This is a genomic window from Enterobacter sp. HG048 (genome assembly GCF_024702055.1).
Taxonomy (GTDB): domain Bacteria; phylum Pseudomonadota; class Gammaproteobacteria; order Enterobacterales; family Enterobacteriaceae; genus Enterobacter; species Enterobacter dykesii.
Map to the genome: position 1 here is coordinate 50,119 of NZ_JANLIZ010000021.1, position 14,635 is coordinate 64,753.

The window sequence follows — 14,635 nt, forward strand, 5'->3', positions numbered from 1 at the left end:
CTCGATTGTGTTTGCTGTTTCCCGGCTTAATACCGGGTATTGTTTTTTAGGGGTACTAAAATACGGAGCGAATGGTTTCCTAAAATCTGCCAAATGGCAAACGATGCATTAAAAAAATGAATGCATTGCACAGATTATCAGCAGTTTTGCAGGCGAGTTGCAGCGCGAATAGCATATCGCGCTACATTTTGATTACATTTTCCCGGTGTAATGCCAGCCGAGGTAGCGAAGCAGACGGATCTGTCGTTTAATGCGCGTCGGTTGCGATAGCAGGCGGTACAGCCACTCCAGCCCCAAATTTTGCCAGACCTTAGGCGCACGCTTAACGTGGCCGGTAAAGACGTCGTACGTGCCGCCGACGCCCATGTAAAGGGCATCAGGACAGACCAGACGGCAGTCACGCATCAGGATCTCCTGGCGCGGGGAGCCCATCGCCACGGTGACAATTTTCGCCCCGCTGTCACGAACGCGCTCAAACAGAGCCTGTCGATCTTCCGGTTTGAAGTAACCATCCTGGCTGCCAACAATATTAACATTCCATTGACGACGCAGTTTCTCCTCCGTCTGGGCCAGTATCTCCGGCTTTCCGCCAATCAGGAACACGGGCGTACCCTGCGCACCGGCGCGGGCCATAAGCTGCTCCCAGAGATCGGCCCCCGCCACGCGGGATACATTAGCGTCAGGATACTTTTTACGGATAGAGCGGACCACGCTGATCCCGTCCGCGTATTTAAATTCAGCCGCTTCAATCAGGCTTTTGACTTCCGCATTATCCTCAACCGCCAGCATTTTTTCCGCGTTGATGGCCACCAGCGTACCGGATTTCATCTTGCCGTCGGCGAACAGAAAGTCCAGCGCGTGCTGCATGTCGCGCCAGCCAATAAGCTGCAGGCCACGTAGCGCATAGCGCGGTGCAGAAATATTATCAGTCATTACTATCCTTACTCAGACTTGCGACAGCGTTGTGCTGCCCTGCCGCTCGCGCTTGTGCACGAGCCCTGCGCTGTCAAACAGCCAGTACAACAGTTTGGCGAGCAACAGGCAGAGGCCGAAAACGACCATGAAGAACACCACGCGCGACACGAACGAGTCCAGCCCTTCGCGCGCCAGAACGATCATATTGAAAATGGCACCAAAGCAGAAACTGTGCAAAATGGCGGCTTTATAGCGGTTGGTCTCTTCGTTGCCGCGCAGATAAAGCCAGTCAAACCACTTGATAATCAGCCCAACGGCAACTGCACCGGGCAGAATGAACCACGCGCCCCCCATCACCACCAGGGAACCAATCAGCGTCGGCGAGATTGCCAGACCGGAATGGTTGTTCAGCACTTCCCAGGTAAAGTAATTTGCCGTGTTAAGCACCACGCCAGGCCGGTCAGGCCATAGCCAGGAAGGGATAAAGACGTAGAAGTCGCGAACAATCGGCGCCAGCCCCTGGAAATCAATCTTGTCGTAGTTTTGCAGCAGCAATGCCAGGTTTTCCCACGGCGAGAAGGTATCGCGCGTCAGGTAGAGGAACGTGTAAAACGCCTCATCGCCCGCCACGTTCATCCCGTAGCGCTTCAGCGCCAGCCAGAACATCCCGACAATGCCAAACACGCCTGCCGCAACCAGCATCCACAGCGAGATCCAGCCGCGGATGATGCCGATAAACAGGAAGATGGCGAAGGCGATGATAATGTTCGCGCGCGTGCCGCCCACAATCATGTAGGTCAGAATGCCAAACGCGACGGTACTGACCAGGAAAAACAGCCACGCTTTGCTGTCCTGGCGCAGAAAAAAGACCACCAGCATCGCCGGGATGAAGAAGTAGAAGAAACGCTTAAGCGCCACGCCCGAGACTTCGGCCGAAAAAATCTGGCTGTAGGAGTGGAGCTTAAACAGCAGAAAGCCGTTATGCATGAAGAAGATACCGACGCTGACCAGGGCGATGGTCATCAGCATCACCCACGTCAGGTGGGTTTCCACCCGATTCATAGTAAAAAGCGGCCGACGCGGGACAGCAGCCTGCGCTGAACGCAGACGCGTTTTATAGGTGACGTAGTAGACCGCATAGAAGCAGGTTGCCGCCAGAAGCGCCTGGAGCAGGATTTCCGGCGGCGCGACGCTCACGTCAAAACGGAAGACCAGAATGCTGGTGAGCGGGAAGCCGAAAAAGAAGGTCAGCAGAAACAATAACGAGAAGAAGACGTTAAAGTTGAAGCGCACCCGACGGAATTCAAACCAGGTGAGCGTGGCGATAAACAGGGCGCTCAGAAGCCAGACAACCAGTAAGCCGCTGAATTGCAACTGACTCATGCTTTGTCTCCTGAAGCGATACGCAGCGCGCGGTGCCACGGCGTGAGGTAGTTCGGGCTGAAAAAATCGATGCTATTTTTATCCACCAACGTGAGCTGGCGTTGGGCTTCCCGTACCACCTCAACATTCAGCGTGTCTGAGGTAAACAGCACCGGAATATGCTGCTCGGCCATGTCCTGCCAGAACGGGTTGTCGCGGTTGAGCACGCACGGTACACCCGCCTGAATCAGCAGACACAGCGTGCCGATTCCCTGCTGTCTGGCAAAGATGAAATAGCCAAGATCGCATTTTCTCAGCAGCGCAAGATAGTCATCAAATTCCAACTTATTGCTGAGAATGTGCAGATTTTCTGCACTAAATAGCGCAAGTCCCTGCTGGCGAACCTCAGCAATATAGGCGTCGTTGTTGGCGGGATAGCCCATCGGCACCACCACGTTCACCGTGTCGCCAAACTGCTGATGCACAGCCCTGAGCGCTGCGACGTGTTCGTTACTGCGATCGCCGGAATTCCCCACCAGGATCGTCAGCTTGCCTTCACGTACCGCGTCATTCGCCATGGCGTTCAGGGCCGGATCCATGCGGGTTGGGAAATAGAGCAGTTCTCCGCGCACGTTCGGATGCTGTTTAGCAAAATAGTTGAGATCGCCACGGGTGGCAAACACACAGCCCACGCGCCCCTGCGCCATGCGGCGCAGCGGATAGAAAAGACGGAATTTCCAGCCGCGGGAGACTTCGTAGAGATCGGCTCCCCAGATATGCCAGCTGCACTGGGAGGGTTTAATCCCCCCGCTAAGCAGTGCCAGCCACAGGCCGGTATTGAACTGCCCGTGGAAAAAGAAACGTTGCTTACGATCCGCTTTGGCTCTGGCAACGACCGCCTTCGCCAGCGCGGCCTTATCCGGCCAGAAGCGAATCGTCAGCGCCGGAAACGCCTCGCTCAGGCCCTTATCCTGACCTGCAACCATAAACTCACGCGCATCAGGATTACCCGATGCCAGCTCGTCGTTGAAGAACCGCAAAACGGTCTGGTTATGGTGTGGGATATCCGATCCCAGGATGTGAATCAGTGCAGTCATGCGCGTTTACGCCACAATAAAAATACGCCGCAACAGGCGGCGAAATAAACGATATAGGTTGCCATATAGGCCTGAGCCGCCCCCAGCGCACCGTGCGCGGGTATCAGCCAGTGTGAAAATGCTGTCAGTAACGCAAACTGGCTAATTTCCGCCAGGATATACAGCCGCAGGGACGCTTTTGCAATCACCAGATAGCCAAAAACGTATGCACCCACTTTCAGCACATCACCCACCAGCTGCCAGGCAAAGAGATCGCGCATGGCGGTGAACTTCGCCGAGAACAGCAGCCAGATGGCGACATCGCGCAGTAACCAGACGGTAAAGCTGGCCGCCACGACGGCTGGCAGCACAAAGCGCAGCGATCGGAAAATCTCACGGGTAATATCCTGTCTGGACGTCAGACGCGATAAGGTTGGCAGCAGGTAAACGCTAAAGGAAGCCGTAATAAACTGGAGATAAGCGTCGGAAATACTGCTTACGCCCTGCCAGATCCCCACTTCATCCCAGCTATAATGCGCCGCCAGCAGGTTTCGCATCATCACGTAGGCTACCGGCAGCGTGACGGAGGTGATGAGCGCCATCAGGGTAAATTTGCCCAGCTGGCTGGCGAGCATCGTGTCCCATTGCGGTTTCAGGTAGCTCAAAGGGATGACGCCCCGACGCATCAGCATCAATACCGCAGGCACAACCACCAGCGCCGGGACCAGCGCAAGCCCCAGCAGCGCGCCTTCATAGCCGCCCAGGCGATAGCAGAAGTAATAGGCAATCACGCCGATGACGCTGCCCAGGATTAAGGCAAGCGCGTTCCCGGCGGCATCACGAAAACCTTTCATCAGCGCCAGCAGCAGGTTTGCCCAGGCAATGCCCATCTGAACCAACGCGACCAGACGCACCAGCCCCTGATAATGGGTGTGCCCGAACAATCCCTGGCTGATGGGCGCCGCTGCCAGCAGAAAGACAATCGCCATCAGGGTCGAAAAACCCGTGACCATCGCCGAAGAGGTGCCCACCACCCTGCGCAGCTGAGCCGCATCATCGTGATACTGCGCAATGTATTTGGTAACGCCGTTGAAGATACCGGCACCTGCCAGCACGCCAAGGACGGTGACAAGCTGGCGGAAATTACCCGCCAGCCCCACGCCAGAGGGGCCAAATGAGACGGCCAACAGCTTGACGACCAGCAGCCCGGCGCCAATTTTTACAAGCGTGGACGCGGCGGTCCACACCGATGCTTTTGCCAGAGACATATCAGCCGAAATAACTCAGAAGGGTATTAATTACCGTACGCTGGTTAACAGGCGCGAGGTTGTAAAACAGTGGCAGGCGAAGCAAACGCTCACTTTCTTTCGTGGTGTAACGGTCTTCACCCGCGAACGTGCCAAACGCTTCGCCGGCCGGGCTGGAGTGCAGCGGGATATAGTGGAACACCGCCATAATTTCGGCCTCTTTCAGCCAGGCGATAAGCGCGCTGCGATCGTCGTTATCGCGCAGCTTGATGTAGAACATATGCGCGTTGTGGACGCAATCCGCCGGGATGGTCGGCAACTCAATACGCCCGGCTTTGGCCAGCGGCTCAAGCGCATCGTAATACGTTTGCCACAGGGAAAGACGCTGAAGGTTGATACGTTCCGCCGCTTCCAGCTGCGCCCACAGGTACGCCGCCTGCAGATCCGCCATCAGATAGCTGGAGCCGATATCGCGCCAGGTGTATTTGTCTACCTGCCCCCGGAAGAACTGGCTGCGGTTGGTGCCTTTTTCGCGGATCACTTCCGCACGCTCCACGAGAGCCCGGTCGTTAATCAGCGTCGCGCCACCTTCTCCGCCCGCCGTGTAGTTTTTGGTTTCGTGGAAGCTAAAGCAGCCGATGTGGCCAATAGTGCCCAGCGCGCGTCCCTTGTAGGTGGACATCACGCCCTGCGCGGCATCTTCCACCACGAACAGATTATGTTTTTTGGCGATGGCCATGATGGTGTCCATTTCACAGGCCACGCCCGCGTAGTGAACCGGCACGATCGCGCGCGTTTTGTCAGTGATCGCCGCTTCAATCAGCGTCTCATCAATGTTCATGGTATCCGGGCGGATATCCACAAAGACGATTTTCGCTCCGCGCAGGACAAAGGCGTTCGCCGTGGAAACGAAGGTATAGCTTGGCATAATCACTTCATCACCGGGCTGGATATCCAGCAACAGTGCCGCCATTTCCAGCGATGCCGTACAGGACGGGGTCAGCAGCACTTTGGCGCTGCGAAAACGCTGTTCCATCCACTGCTGACAGCGACGGGTAAAACCGCCGTCACCACAGAGTTTGCCGCTGCCCATGGCAGACTGCATATAGTCGAGTTCAGTTCCGACAACGGGTGGTGCGTTAAATGGAATCATCTTGTCACCTGTATAACCAGTAGGCGGTGGCGTCGATGTTGGCACCACTCGCAATATAACGTTTAAGCGCGGCTGTGTTGCCCAGTTGGGTCGCGACCCGCAGCGTCACAAGCTGTTGCTGCTGAGCCCAGTGCAGCGCCGCCTGCATGAGTTTTTCACCCATGCCGCGCCCGGCTAATAAGCCGATACGCGCCTCGCGCTCGTTGAGCTTACGCAGCGAGACGAACCCCTGGATTTGACCGTCCCCTGCACGGAAAACCAGGCAGACGTGGTCAAATGTGCCTTTGACCGCATTCTCTATCCACTGGGCATAGAAACGTCCGCTATCGTCAGGTGCATACCAGGGCGCACGAAAGCGACTCTGTGCAAATGCCTGGGCCGCCATCTGACGCAGCACGGGGATGTCCAGTTCGTTTGCAATTTCCGCGCCGGATGCATCGTGCCGGGTAAGGGTAATGGAAAGGTCTACCTCACCTTCAACCAGCTGAAAGCCGTGTTGCTGGAGCGCGTCAAGCTGATCGGCACGCTCCGCCGGGATCTTAGCCTGCACCCGTTGCCAGGCGATAAAATCCGGTTCAGCCAGTGCAGGCGCATCGTCGCGCAGACGCACGATGGCCGACGGCAGGCCGAAAAAGGCGCTCTCCCACTGCAGGGACTCGAGCACCCCATTCAGGCTGTTCAACGCCAGACACCTTTGGTATCAACAATATACTGCTGACGAACGGCATCGCCGGACGTCGCTTTAAACTCTTTATGATCCACCAGCAGCACCAGCACGTCCGCCGTCGCCAGCGCGTCGTCCAGCGCCGTCAATGTGCAGTTTCCCGCAAGTTTTGCCGGCAATTCATGGATATTCGGCTCAACCACCAGCGTTTCACCCTTGTGCCATTCGGCAATCATCTCGGCAATTTCCATCGCCGGGCTTTCACGCAGATCGTCAATATTGGGTTTGAATGCCAGACCAAAGCAGCCAATTTTCAGCTCGCTGGCGCGCTTGCCGCTCTCTGCCAGGCAATCCGCTACCGTCGCTTTAACCTGGTTGAGCACCCAGTGAGGCTTGCTGTCGTTCACTTCGCGCGCGGTGCGAATCAGACGCGCCTGCGCCGGATTTTGCGCCACGATAAACCACGGATCGACGGCGATACAGTGTCCGCCCACGCCCGGGCCTGGCTGGAGAATGTTCACGCGCGGATGGCGATTCGCCAGACTAATCAGCTCCCAGACGTTAATCCCCTGATCGGCACAGATCAGCGACAGTTCGTTCGCAAAGGCGATATTGACGTCGCGGAAGCTGTTTTCCGTCAGCTTGCACATCTCGGCTGTGCGGGAGTTGGTCACCACGCACTCACCTTCCAGGAAAATCTTGTACAGCGCGCTGGCACGTTCGGAACAGACGGGCGTCATACCGCCAATGACGCGGTCGTTTTTAATCAGTTCGACCATGACCTGGCCCGGCAGCACGCGTTCCGGACAGTAGGCGACGTTAATATCCGCCTGCTCACCCGCCTGCTGCGGGAAGCTTAAATCAGGGCGCGCGTCGGCCAGCCACTGTGCCATCTGCTCGGTAGCGCCGACCGGAGAGGTTGATTCCAGGATCACCAGCGCCCCTTTCTTCAGCACAGGCGCGATGGATTTTGCCGCCGCCTCGACGAACGCCATGTCGGGCTCGTGGTCGCCTTTAAATGGAGTGGGGACGGCAATCAGGTAGGCATCCGCTTCAACTGGCGTCGTGCTGGCACGCAGGAAGCCCCCCTCCACCGCCTCTTTCACCACGCGGTCAAGATCGGGCTCCACAATATGAATCTCGCCACGGTTAATGGTTTCTACCGCCCGTGCGTTGATATCCACACCGACAACCTGTTTCTGACGAGAGGCAAACGCGGCCGCAGTAGGCAAGCCAATGTAGCCAAGACCGATGACAGAGATGGTAGTAAAACTCATAGCGATACCCGATTGTGTTTAAGTGCATGCAAAATACGGCCACAAGCCTGCCCGTCTCCATACGGATTATGGGCCCGGCTCATCGCCTGATACGCTTCATCGTCATGCAGCAGGCGCGTGACCTCTTCGACGATGAGCTGCGCGTTGGTGCCAACCAGACGCACCGTACCGGCTTTGACGGCTTCCGGACGTTCGGTCGTTTCACGCATCACCAGCACCGGTTTGCCGAGGGATGGTGCTTCTTCCTGAATGCCGCCGGAATCGGTGAGGATCAGCCAGGCGTGGTTCATCAGCCAGACAAACGGCATGTAGTCCTGAGGTTCAATCAGAAGGACATTTTCGACATGGCCCAGGATCCGGTTAACCGGCTCGCTGACGTTAGGGTTAAGGTGTACTGGATAGACAATTTGCACATCGTCGTTATGCGCGGCGATTTCAGCCAGCGCGTGACAGATTTGCTCAAAACCCCGGCCAAAGCTTTCGCGACGGTGGCCAGTAACCAGAATGGTTTTTTTGCCGTTGTGGAGAAACGGATAGCGGGCAGCGAGCTCTTTCTTGAGATCGTCGTTTGCGAGGACGCGGTCACGTACCCAAATTAACGCATCGATGACCGTATTGCCGGTCACAAAGATTTTGTTATCGGCGATATTTTCACGCAGCAGGTTCTGACGCGAGTTTTCAGTTGGCGCAAAGTGGTACATCGCCAGATGGCCCGTTAACGTGCGGTTGGCCTCCTCCGGCCACGGCGAATAAAGATTGCCGGTACGCAGACCCGCCTCAACATGCCCCACGGGAATTCGCTGGTAAAACGCGGCCAGGCTTGTCGCCACGGTAGTAGTTGTGTCACCGTGTACCAGCACGACGTCAGGCTTGAATGACTCCAGGATCGGCTTAAGCTCTTGCAGAATGCGACAGGTTATCTCCGTTAATCCTTGCCCCGGTTTCATAATATTAAGGTCATAATCCGGGACGATGGAGAAGAGCGTTAAAACCTGATCGAGCATCTCACGGTGCTGGGCAGTGACGCACACTTTCGCTTCAATATCGGGATCGCAGGCCAGCGCATGAACCAGAGGTGCCATCTTAATGGCCTCCGGCCTGGTGCCAAATACGGTTAGTACTTTCACATCGATTCTCTTCGATTAGGTGATGAAGGCCGCAGCCTTCATCGTAGACGGCGTTCTTAGTTTTTGCGACGACGCGTTAACGCCACGCCAGCGCCCGTCAGTGCGCCTACAATCCCCCACATAATCATCAGGAATGCACGACGCGGACTATCGCGTTTTACAGGTTCTTCAGGCGTTCGCAAATAACGATAGGTCTGAAAACGCGGGTCCAGGGATGGACCTACATTAAGCGTATTGAGCATCGCGCGATTTTGATCGTAATCGAGGTCAAAATCAGGACCGACGGCCTTCAGGTTTTCCAGACGCGCCTGCAGCATAGGGCGACCAAGTAGGAACATTTCAGAGTCAGGCAGCTCATCGGCGGGCACGTCCGTCTCAGTACGGGAAATATTGTGCTGTTCCGCAATTTTCAGCGCCTGCTCAATGTTATGCACGCGGCGACCGAAAATGGTATTCGCCACCTCTTCCTGACGTTTCACCTGGGCTTTCATCTGGATGGTGCGGGCAGCCCAGGCGCCTTTAAGCTCTTCGTTAAGATGGCTTGCGGCACGCTGGCTGGCAAATGCGACGTACTGACGCAGCAGGTTGTTGGCATCCGGCGCGGTTTCTGCAATCAGCTTGACGCTGTCATTCACGTTACGCAGCGCGTCGCCCGGCATAAACTGAATATTGTTAATCAGATCGTCCAGCAGGGCGGCGTCGGCTTTTGTATTATCAACCCGGCGCTGCTTGTAGTAATCCGTCTGGGACCAGAAATCGCGTCGGGTATCCCACGAAGCCAGCTGCATCACAAACTCTTTATAGGCTTCATCCATAACGGAAGCCTGGTCTGGCGTTGCAAGACTGGCTTTAATATCCAGGTTACGCAGGAATTGCTGCTGGGAATAGTATCCCCCGAGCATGTTAACCGTTGGCTTGTCTGTAATTGCCGTGGCGCTCCACTCTTGTTTTGCAAAGAACGTATAGGCCAGCGCTAACAGTGCAAACCCCAGCGCGATCCCCGCAATCCAAAGTTTGCCTGCCCATAACACGCGAAACAAACCCCGAATATCCAGTTCATTCTCAGTTACCACTGATTTCGCTCCCGCCAACGGTTGAGTCATCATAGTCCCGGTTTTACTTAGTTAATGTTGTGTTTTTGCCACTGTTACGACGCATCCGGCGTTTAAGACGTTTAATAAATCGCGCCACTTTCCATGCGCGTTTAATGCAGTAGCCGTACAGGAAAAATGCCAGCAAGAATAATGCCAACATAACCCACTCAGGAATAATATGGGAATATTCTGCAGCTACACCAATCGCGGCTAAAATAGCGGCGGCCAGAGTAATCAGCACAAACGCCTGACGAGAAGTAAAACCCGCACGCATGATGAGATGATGAATGTGTTGGCGGTCAGGAGAGAAAGGACTCATTCCTTTGCGCAGGCGGCGATACATAATCGCCACCATATCCATTAATGGAATCGCGATAATCCATAGCGCGGTTACGGGACTTATCGGATGGGTTTGACCCTGTGTGGTTTCAAGCAGGATCCAGATAACCGTAAAACCAATCAGCGTACTGCCCGCGTCTCCCATAAAGACTTTATAGCGACGGCCCAGCACTCCGAGGTTTAAGAGGATATAAGGCAGAATGGCGGCAATCATGGCAAAACACCACATTGCCAGACTGTACTGGCCATCAAACCATAAAATAATGCCGATAGCGGCAAACGAGACGGATGACAACCCACCGAGCAGGCCGTCAATGCCATCCACCATGTTGAAAGCATTGATTGCCGCCCAGACGGCAAAGAGTGTCAGGAAGAAGCCAAATGGACCCAGGACTAACTCCCAGGGGCCAAATACATAGCCGAGGCTTCGCAGATACAGTCCGCCCACAACCATCATCACCACGCCAATGGCCGCCTGAACGGTCGCGCGTATTTTCACCGCGATATCGAATCGGTCATCAAGAGCCCCGACTAACACCAGGACACCGGCGCAGGCAATGTAGAGGGCGGCATGCGGGATATAATAATCGGCAATTCCAAACGTGAAGCAAATCCCTGCGTAAACAGAAATCCCGCCGACTAAAGGAATAAGTCCCTGATGGCGTTTACGAAAATTCGGCTTATCCACCAACCCTATTCGTTTTGCCACCTTTCGCGCAATGAACAAAAAACAGGTTGTGAATAAAAAAATACTGATCAGTTCAGTAACGGCGGTGAATAGATTCACAATGGATTGCTCTCAACAAATGTTAGTCCCGGAAGTATAACCATGAAGCCACAGCCTCAGAAGTAATAAAGATGGCTTCTCACCACTTCCTTTGTATATTTTTCAATCAATTATTTCTTTAGCTGCACAAACGGCCCTATTGTCGCACCGACCGGTCAAAATTGGGAGTAGGTGGTACTAGCGTATAGTCCATAAAAGAAAAACGCCACGTAAAAACGTGGCGTTCGCTGGCTTTATTTACGTTACGAGCGTTTCATCATGTCGAAGAAATCGTCGTTGGTTTTGGTCATCGCCAGTTTGTTAATGAGGAACTCCATCGCGTCAATTTCACCCATTGGATGGATGATTTTGCGCAGGATCCACATTTTCTGCAGCTCTTCCTGCGTGGTGAGCAGCTCTTCTTTACGGGTACCGGAACGGTTGTAGTCGATAGCCGGGAAGACGCGTTTCTCAGCGATTTTACGAGAAAGGTGCAGCTCCATGTTACCTGTACCTTTAAATTCTTCGTAAATCACTTCGTCCATTTTAGAACCGGTATCGATCAGCGCCGTCGCGATGATAGTCAGGCTGCCGCCCTCTTCCACGTTACGTGCGGCACCGAAGAAGCGTTTCGGACGATGCAGGGCGTTAGCATCCACACCACCGGTCAGCACTTTACCAGACGCCGGAACCACGGTGTTGTAGGCACGCGCCAGACGGGTGATGGAGTCAAGCAGGATGATCACGTCTTTCTTGTGCTCAACCAGGCGTTTCGCCTTCTCGATAACCATTTCCGCAACCTGAACGTGGCGAGATGCCGGTTCGTCGAAGGTAGAAGCAACCACTTCACCTTTAACCAGACGCTGCATCTCGGTCACTTCTTCCGGACGTTCGTCAATCAGCAGCACCATCAGCACGCAGTCTGGGTGGTTATAGGCAATGCTCTGCGCGATGTTCTGCAGCAGCATGGTTTTACCCGCTTTTGGCGGTGCCACAATCAGACCACGCTGGCCGCGACCAATTGGTGATGCCAGATCCAGAACACGCGCGGTTAAGTCTTCAGTAGAACCGTTACCACGCTCCATGCGCAGGCGAGAGTTCGCGTGCAGCGGCGTTAAGTTCTCAAAGAGGATCTTATTACGCGAGTTTTCCGGTTTGTCGAAGTTAACTTCATTGACTTTCAACAGCGCAAAGTAGCGTTCACCCTCTTTAGGAGGACGAATCTTACCTGAAATGGTGTCACCAGTGCGGAGGTTGAAACGGCGGATTTGGCTGGGGGATACGTAGATGTCGTCAGGGCCGGCGAGATAGGAGCTGTCTGCAGAGCGGAGGAAACCAAATCCGTCTTGCAATATCTCCAGCACACCGTCGCCAAAGATATCTTCGCCACTCTTAGCATGCTGCTTCAGGATGGCGAAAATGATGTCCTGCTTGCGCATACGAGCCTGGTTTTCCAGCCCCATATTTTCGCCGAGAGTGATCAGCTCAGAAACCGGCGTATTCTTTAATTCGGTAAGATTCATAATGGTGTGGGTTCTTAAACTCGGGGTGATTCTCGAACTTAATGTTGTGAATGGTATGGCAGGGTCATCCATGCCTGTTTAGCGGCCATCGACTCATGTCTGTTCGCTGTCTGGTCACAGGGAAAGAACGCAGAACTGAAACGACAAGACGGATTGAGTGACAAGCCCGGAATTTAGCCACTTCACGCACTGTTCATGTTAACAACGGGAAGTATCGGGTAAAACAAGATTCAAACAACAAGATATGTTTAAAACGAAGTCATAGCTAACTTAGCACGACTTCAGCCGGGCGTCCAGAGTTCCACATCATTTAGCCGGGAGCTCTGAACGCACAGCGGAGAAACCTTACGCCAGGTTAGCGTCCAGGAACTCTTTCAGTTGACCTTTGGACAGTGCGCCCACTTTGGTCGCTGCCACTTCGCCGTTTTTGAACAGCAGAAGGGTCGGGATGCCACGGATACCGTATTTTGGTGCGGTGCCCGGGTTCTGGTCGATGTTCAGCTTGGCAACGGTCAGTTTGCCCTGATATTCGTCGGCGATCTCATCCAGAATCGGGGCGATCATTTTGCAGGGACCACACCATTCAGCCCAGAAATCGACGAGGATCAGCCCGTCAGCCTTAAGTACGTCCGTGTCAAAACTGTCGTCAGTCAGGTGAATAATTTTATCGCTCATATATAACTCCACAGGAATAAGCCTGGCACGTTGGTTTTGTCTCCACCAACGACGTGTTGATGTCGCATTAACCAACTAAAGGTTGACTTTATTTCACCGGATACGCTTTCGTAAAGCAATAGTAAGCTGATATTCTACCACACTATGAGCAAAACACATTTAACAGAACAGAAGTTTTCCGACTTCGCGCTGCACCCGAAGGTGATTGAAGCCCTTGAAAATAAAGGGTTTCATAACTGCACGCCCATTCAGGCCCTCGCGCTGCCGCTGACGCTGGCCGGTCGCGATGTTGCCGGGCAGGCGCAAACCGGTACCGGCAAAACGATGGCGTTTTTAACGTCAACGTTTCATTATTTACTTTCTCACCCAGCGATTGCAGACCGCAAAGTTAACCAGCCGCGCGCGCTAATTATGGCCCCGACGCGAGAACTGGCGGTACAGATCCACGCAGACGCTGAACCCCTGGCGCAGTCTACCGGCCTGAAGCTTGGCCTGGCCTATGGCGGCGACGGCTACGATAAACAGCTGAAAGTGCTGGAAAGCGGTGTGGATATCCTGATCGGTACCACCGGCCGTCTTATCGATTACGCCAAACAGAATCACATTAACCTCGGCGCAATCCAGGTTGTGGTGCTCGATGAAGCTGACCGCATGTACGATCTGGGCTTCATTAAAGACATCCGCTGGCTATTCCGCCGCATGCCGCCGGCCAATCAGCGTCTGAATATGCTGTTCTCCGCTACCCTTTCTTATCGCGTACGCGAGCTGGCGTTCGAACAGATGAACAACGCCGAATATGTAGAAGTGGAACCGGAGCAGAAAACGGGTCACCGCATTAAAGAAGAGCTCTTCTATCCTTCCAATGAAGAGAAAATGCGTCTGCTGCAAACGCTGATTGAAGAAGAGTGGCCAGATCGCGCCATTATCTTCGCGAACACCAAACACCGCTGTGAAGACATCTGGGGCCATCTGGCTGCAGACGGTCACCGTGTCGGCCTGCTGACCGGCGACGTGGCGCAGAAAAAACGCCTGCGTATTCTGGAAGAATTCACCCGTGGCGATCTCGATATTCTGGTCGCAACCGACGTTGCCGCTCGTGGTCTGCACATTCCGGCCGTAACGCACGTCTTTAACTACGATCTGCCAGACGACTGCGAAGACTACGTACACCGTATCGGTCGTACCGGTCGTGCGGGCGCAAGCGGTCACTCGATTAGTCTTGCGTGTGAAGAGTATGCGCTGAATCTCCCGGCCATTGAGACCTATATCGGTCACTCTATTCCGCAGAGCAAATACAATCCGGAAGCACTGTTAAGCGAACTGCCGCCGCCTAAGCGTCTAACCCGCCCACGCTCCGGCAATGGTCCGCGTCGTTCAGGTGGCGCGCCGCGTAATCGTCGTCGTTCAGGTTAAGAAA

Annotated in this window: 13 protein-coding genes; 1 reads left to right on the top strand and 12 read right to left on the bottom strand. The window is 54.5% G+C overall.

The window, feature by feature from the left end:
* Positions 1-192 precede the first annotated feature (192 nt).
* The 12 genes from wecG to trxA form a co-directional block, all read right to left on the bottom strand.
* Positions 193-933, bottom strand: coding sequence for a lipopolysaccharide N-acetylmannosaminouronosyltransferase (wecG, locus tag NUX24_RS19585; protein WP_047652212.1), 741 nt, complete (start codon positions 931-933; stop codon positions 193-195).
* A 12-nt stretch (positions 934-945) separates the two neighbouring features.
* The gene (wzyE, locus tag NUX24_RS19590; protein ID WP_033146908.1) at positions 946-2,298 is read right to left on the bottom strand and encodes an ECA oligosaccharide polymerase; all 1,353 of its coding nucleotides are present in this window, start codon (positions 2,296-2,298) and stop codon (positions 946-948) included.
* A complete protein-coding gene (locus tag NUX24_RS19595; RefSeq protein WP_047652211.1) occupies positions 2,295-3,374 on the bottom strand; it encodes a TDP-N-acetylfucosamine:lipid II N-acetylfucosaminyltransferase in 1,080 nt (359 codons plus the stop codon). The genes wzyE and NUX24_RS19595 overlap by 4 nt, the downstream gene beginning before the upstream one ends.
* Positions 3,371-4,621 (bottom strand): lipid III flippase WzxE, encoded by a 1,251-nt coding sequence (gene wzxE / locus NUX24_RS19600; RefSeq protein WP_257833563.1) that lies wholly within the window; start codon positions 4,619-4,621, stop codon positions 3,371-3,373. The genes NUX24_RS19595 and wzxE overlap by 4 nt, the downstream gene beginning before the upstream one ends.
* Position 4,622: 1 nt before the next feature.
* Positions 4,623-5,753: a dTDP-4-amino-4,6-dideoxygalactose transaminase gene (gene rffA, locus NUX24_RS19605; protein ID WP_047652209.1), complete on the bottom strand. Its 1,131-nt coding sequence runs from the start codon at positions 5,751-5,753 to the stop codon at positions 4,623-4,625.
* A gap of 4 nt (positions 5,754-5,757) precedes the next feature.
* On the bottom strand, positions 5,758-6,435 hold the full coding sequence (rffC, locus tag NUX24_RS19610; protein WP_214577577.1) for a dTDP-4-amino-4,6-dideoxy-D-galactose acyltransferase: 678 nt from the start codon (positions 6,433-6,435) through the stop codon (positions 5,758-5,760).
* Positions 6,432-7,694 (bottom strand): UDP-N-acetyl-D-mannosamine dehydrogenase, encoded by a 1,263-nt coding sequence (gene wecC / locus NUX24_RS19615; protein ID WP_214577576.1) that lies wholly within the window; start codon positions 7,692-7,694, stop codon positions 6,432-6,434. Before wecC ends, rffC begins: the two co-directional genes overlap by 4 nt.
* A complete protein-coding gene (gene wecB / locus NUX24_RS19620) occupies positions 7,691-8,821 on the bottom strand; it encodes a non-hydrolyzing UDP-N-acetylglucosamine 2-epimerase (RefSeq protein ID WP_126331054.1) in 1,131 nt (376 codons plus the stop codon). The genes wecC and wecB overlap by 4 nt, the downstream gene beginning before the upstream one ends.
* 56 nt (positions 8,822-8,877) lie before the next feature.
* Positions 8,878-9,924 carry an ECA polysaccharide chain length modulation protein gene (gene wzzE / locus NUX24_RS19625; RefSeq protein ID WP_047652205.1) on the bottom strand — a complete coding sequence of 349 codons (1,047 nt, stop codon included), beginning with the start codon at positions 9,922-9,924 and terminating at the stop codon, positions 8,878-8,880.
* Between the two features lie 13 nt (positions 9,925-9,937).
* Positions 9,938-11,041, bottom strand: coding sequence for a UDP-N-acetylglucosamine--undecaprenyl-phosphate N-acetylglucosaminephosphotransferase (gene wecA, locus NUX24_RS19630; protein ID WP_023309645.1), 1,104 nt, complete (start codon positions 11,039-11,041; stop codon positions 9,938-9,940).
* Between the two features lie 242 nt (positions 11,042-11,283).
* Positions 11,284-12,543, bottom strand: coding sequence for a transcription termination factor Rho (gene rho, locus NUX24_RS19635; protein WP_008501566.1), 1,260 nt, complete (start codon positions 12,541-12,543; stop codon positions 11,284-11,286).
* A gap of 345 nt (positions 12,544-12,888) precedes the next feature.
* The gene (gene trxA / locus NUX24_RS19640; protein WP_006179218.1) at positions 12,889-13,218 is read right to left on the bottom strand and encodes a thioredoxin TrxA; all 330 of its coding nucleotides are present in this window, start codon (positions 13,216-13,218) and stop codon (positions 12,889-12,891) included.
* Positions 13,219-13,362: 144 nt separating this feature from the next.
* On the opposite strand from trxA, the gene rhlB reads away from it, so the two are divergent.
* Positions 13,363-14,631, top strand: coding sequence for an ATP-dependent RNA helicase RhlB (rhlB, locus tag NUX24_RS19645; RefSeq protein ID WP_023309646.1), 1,269 nt, complete (start codon positions 13,363-13,365; stop codon positions 14,629-14,631).
* Positions 14,632-14,635 lie beyond the last annotated feature (4 nt).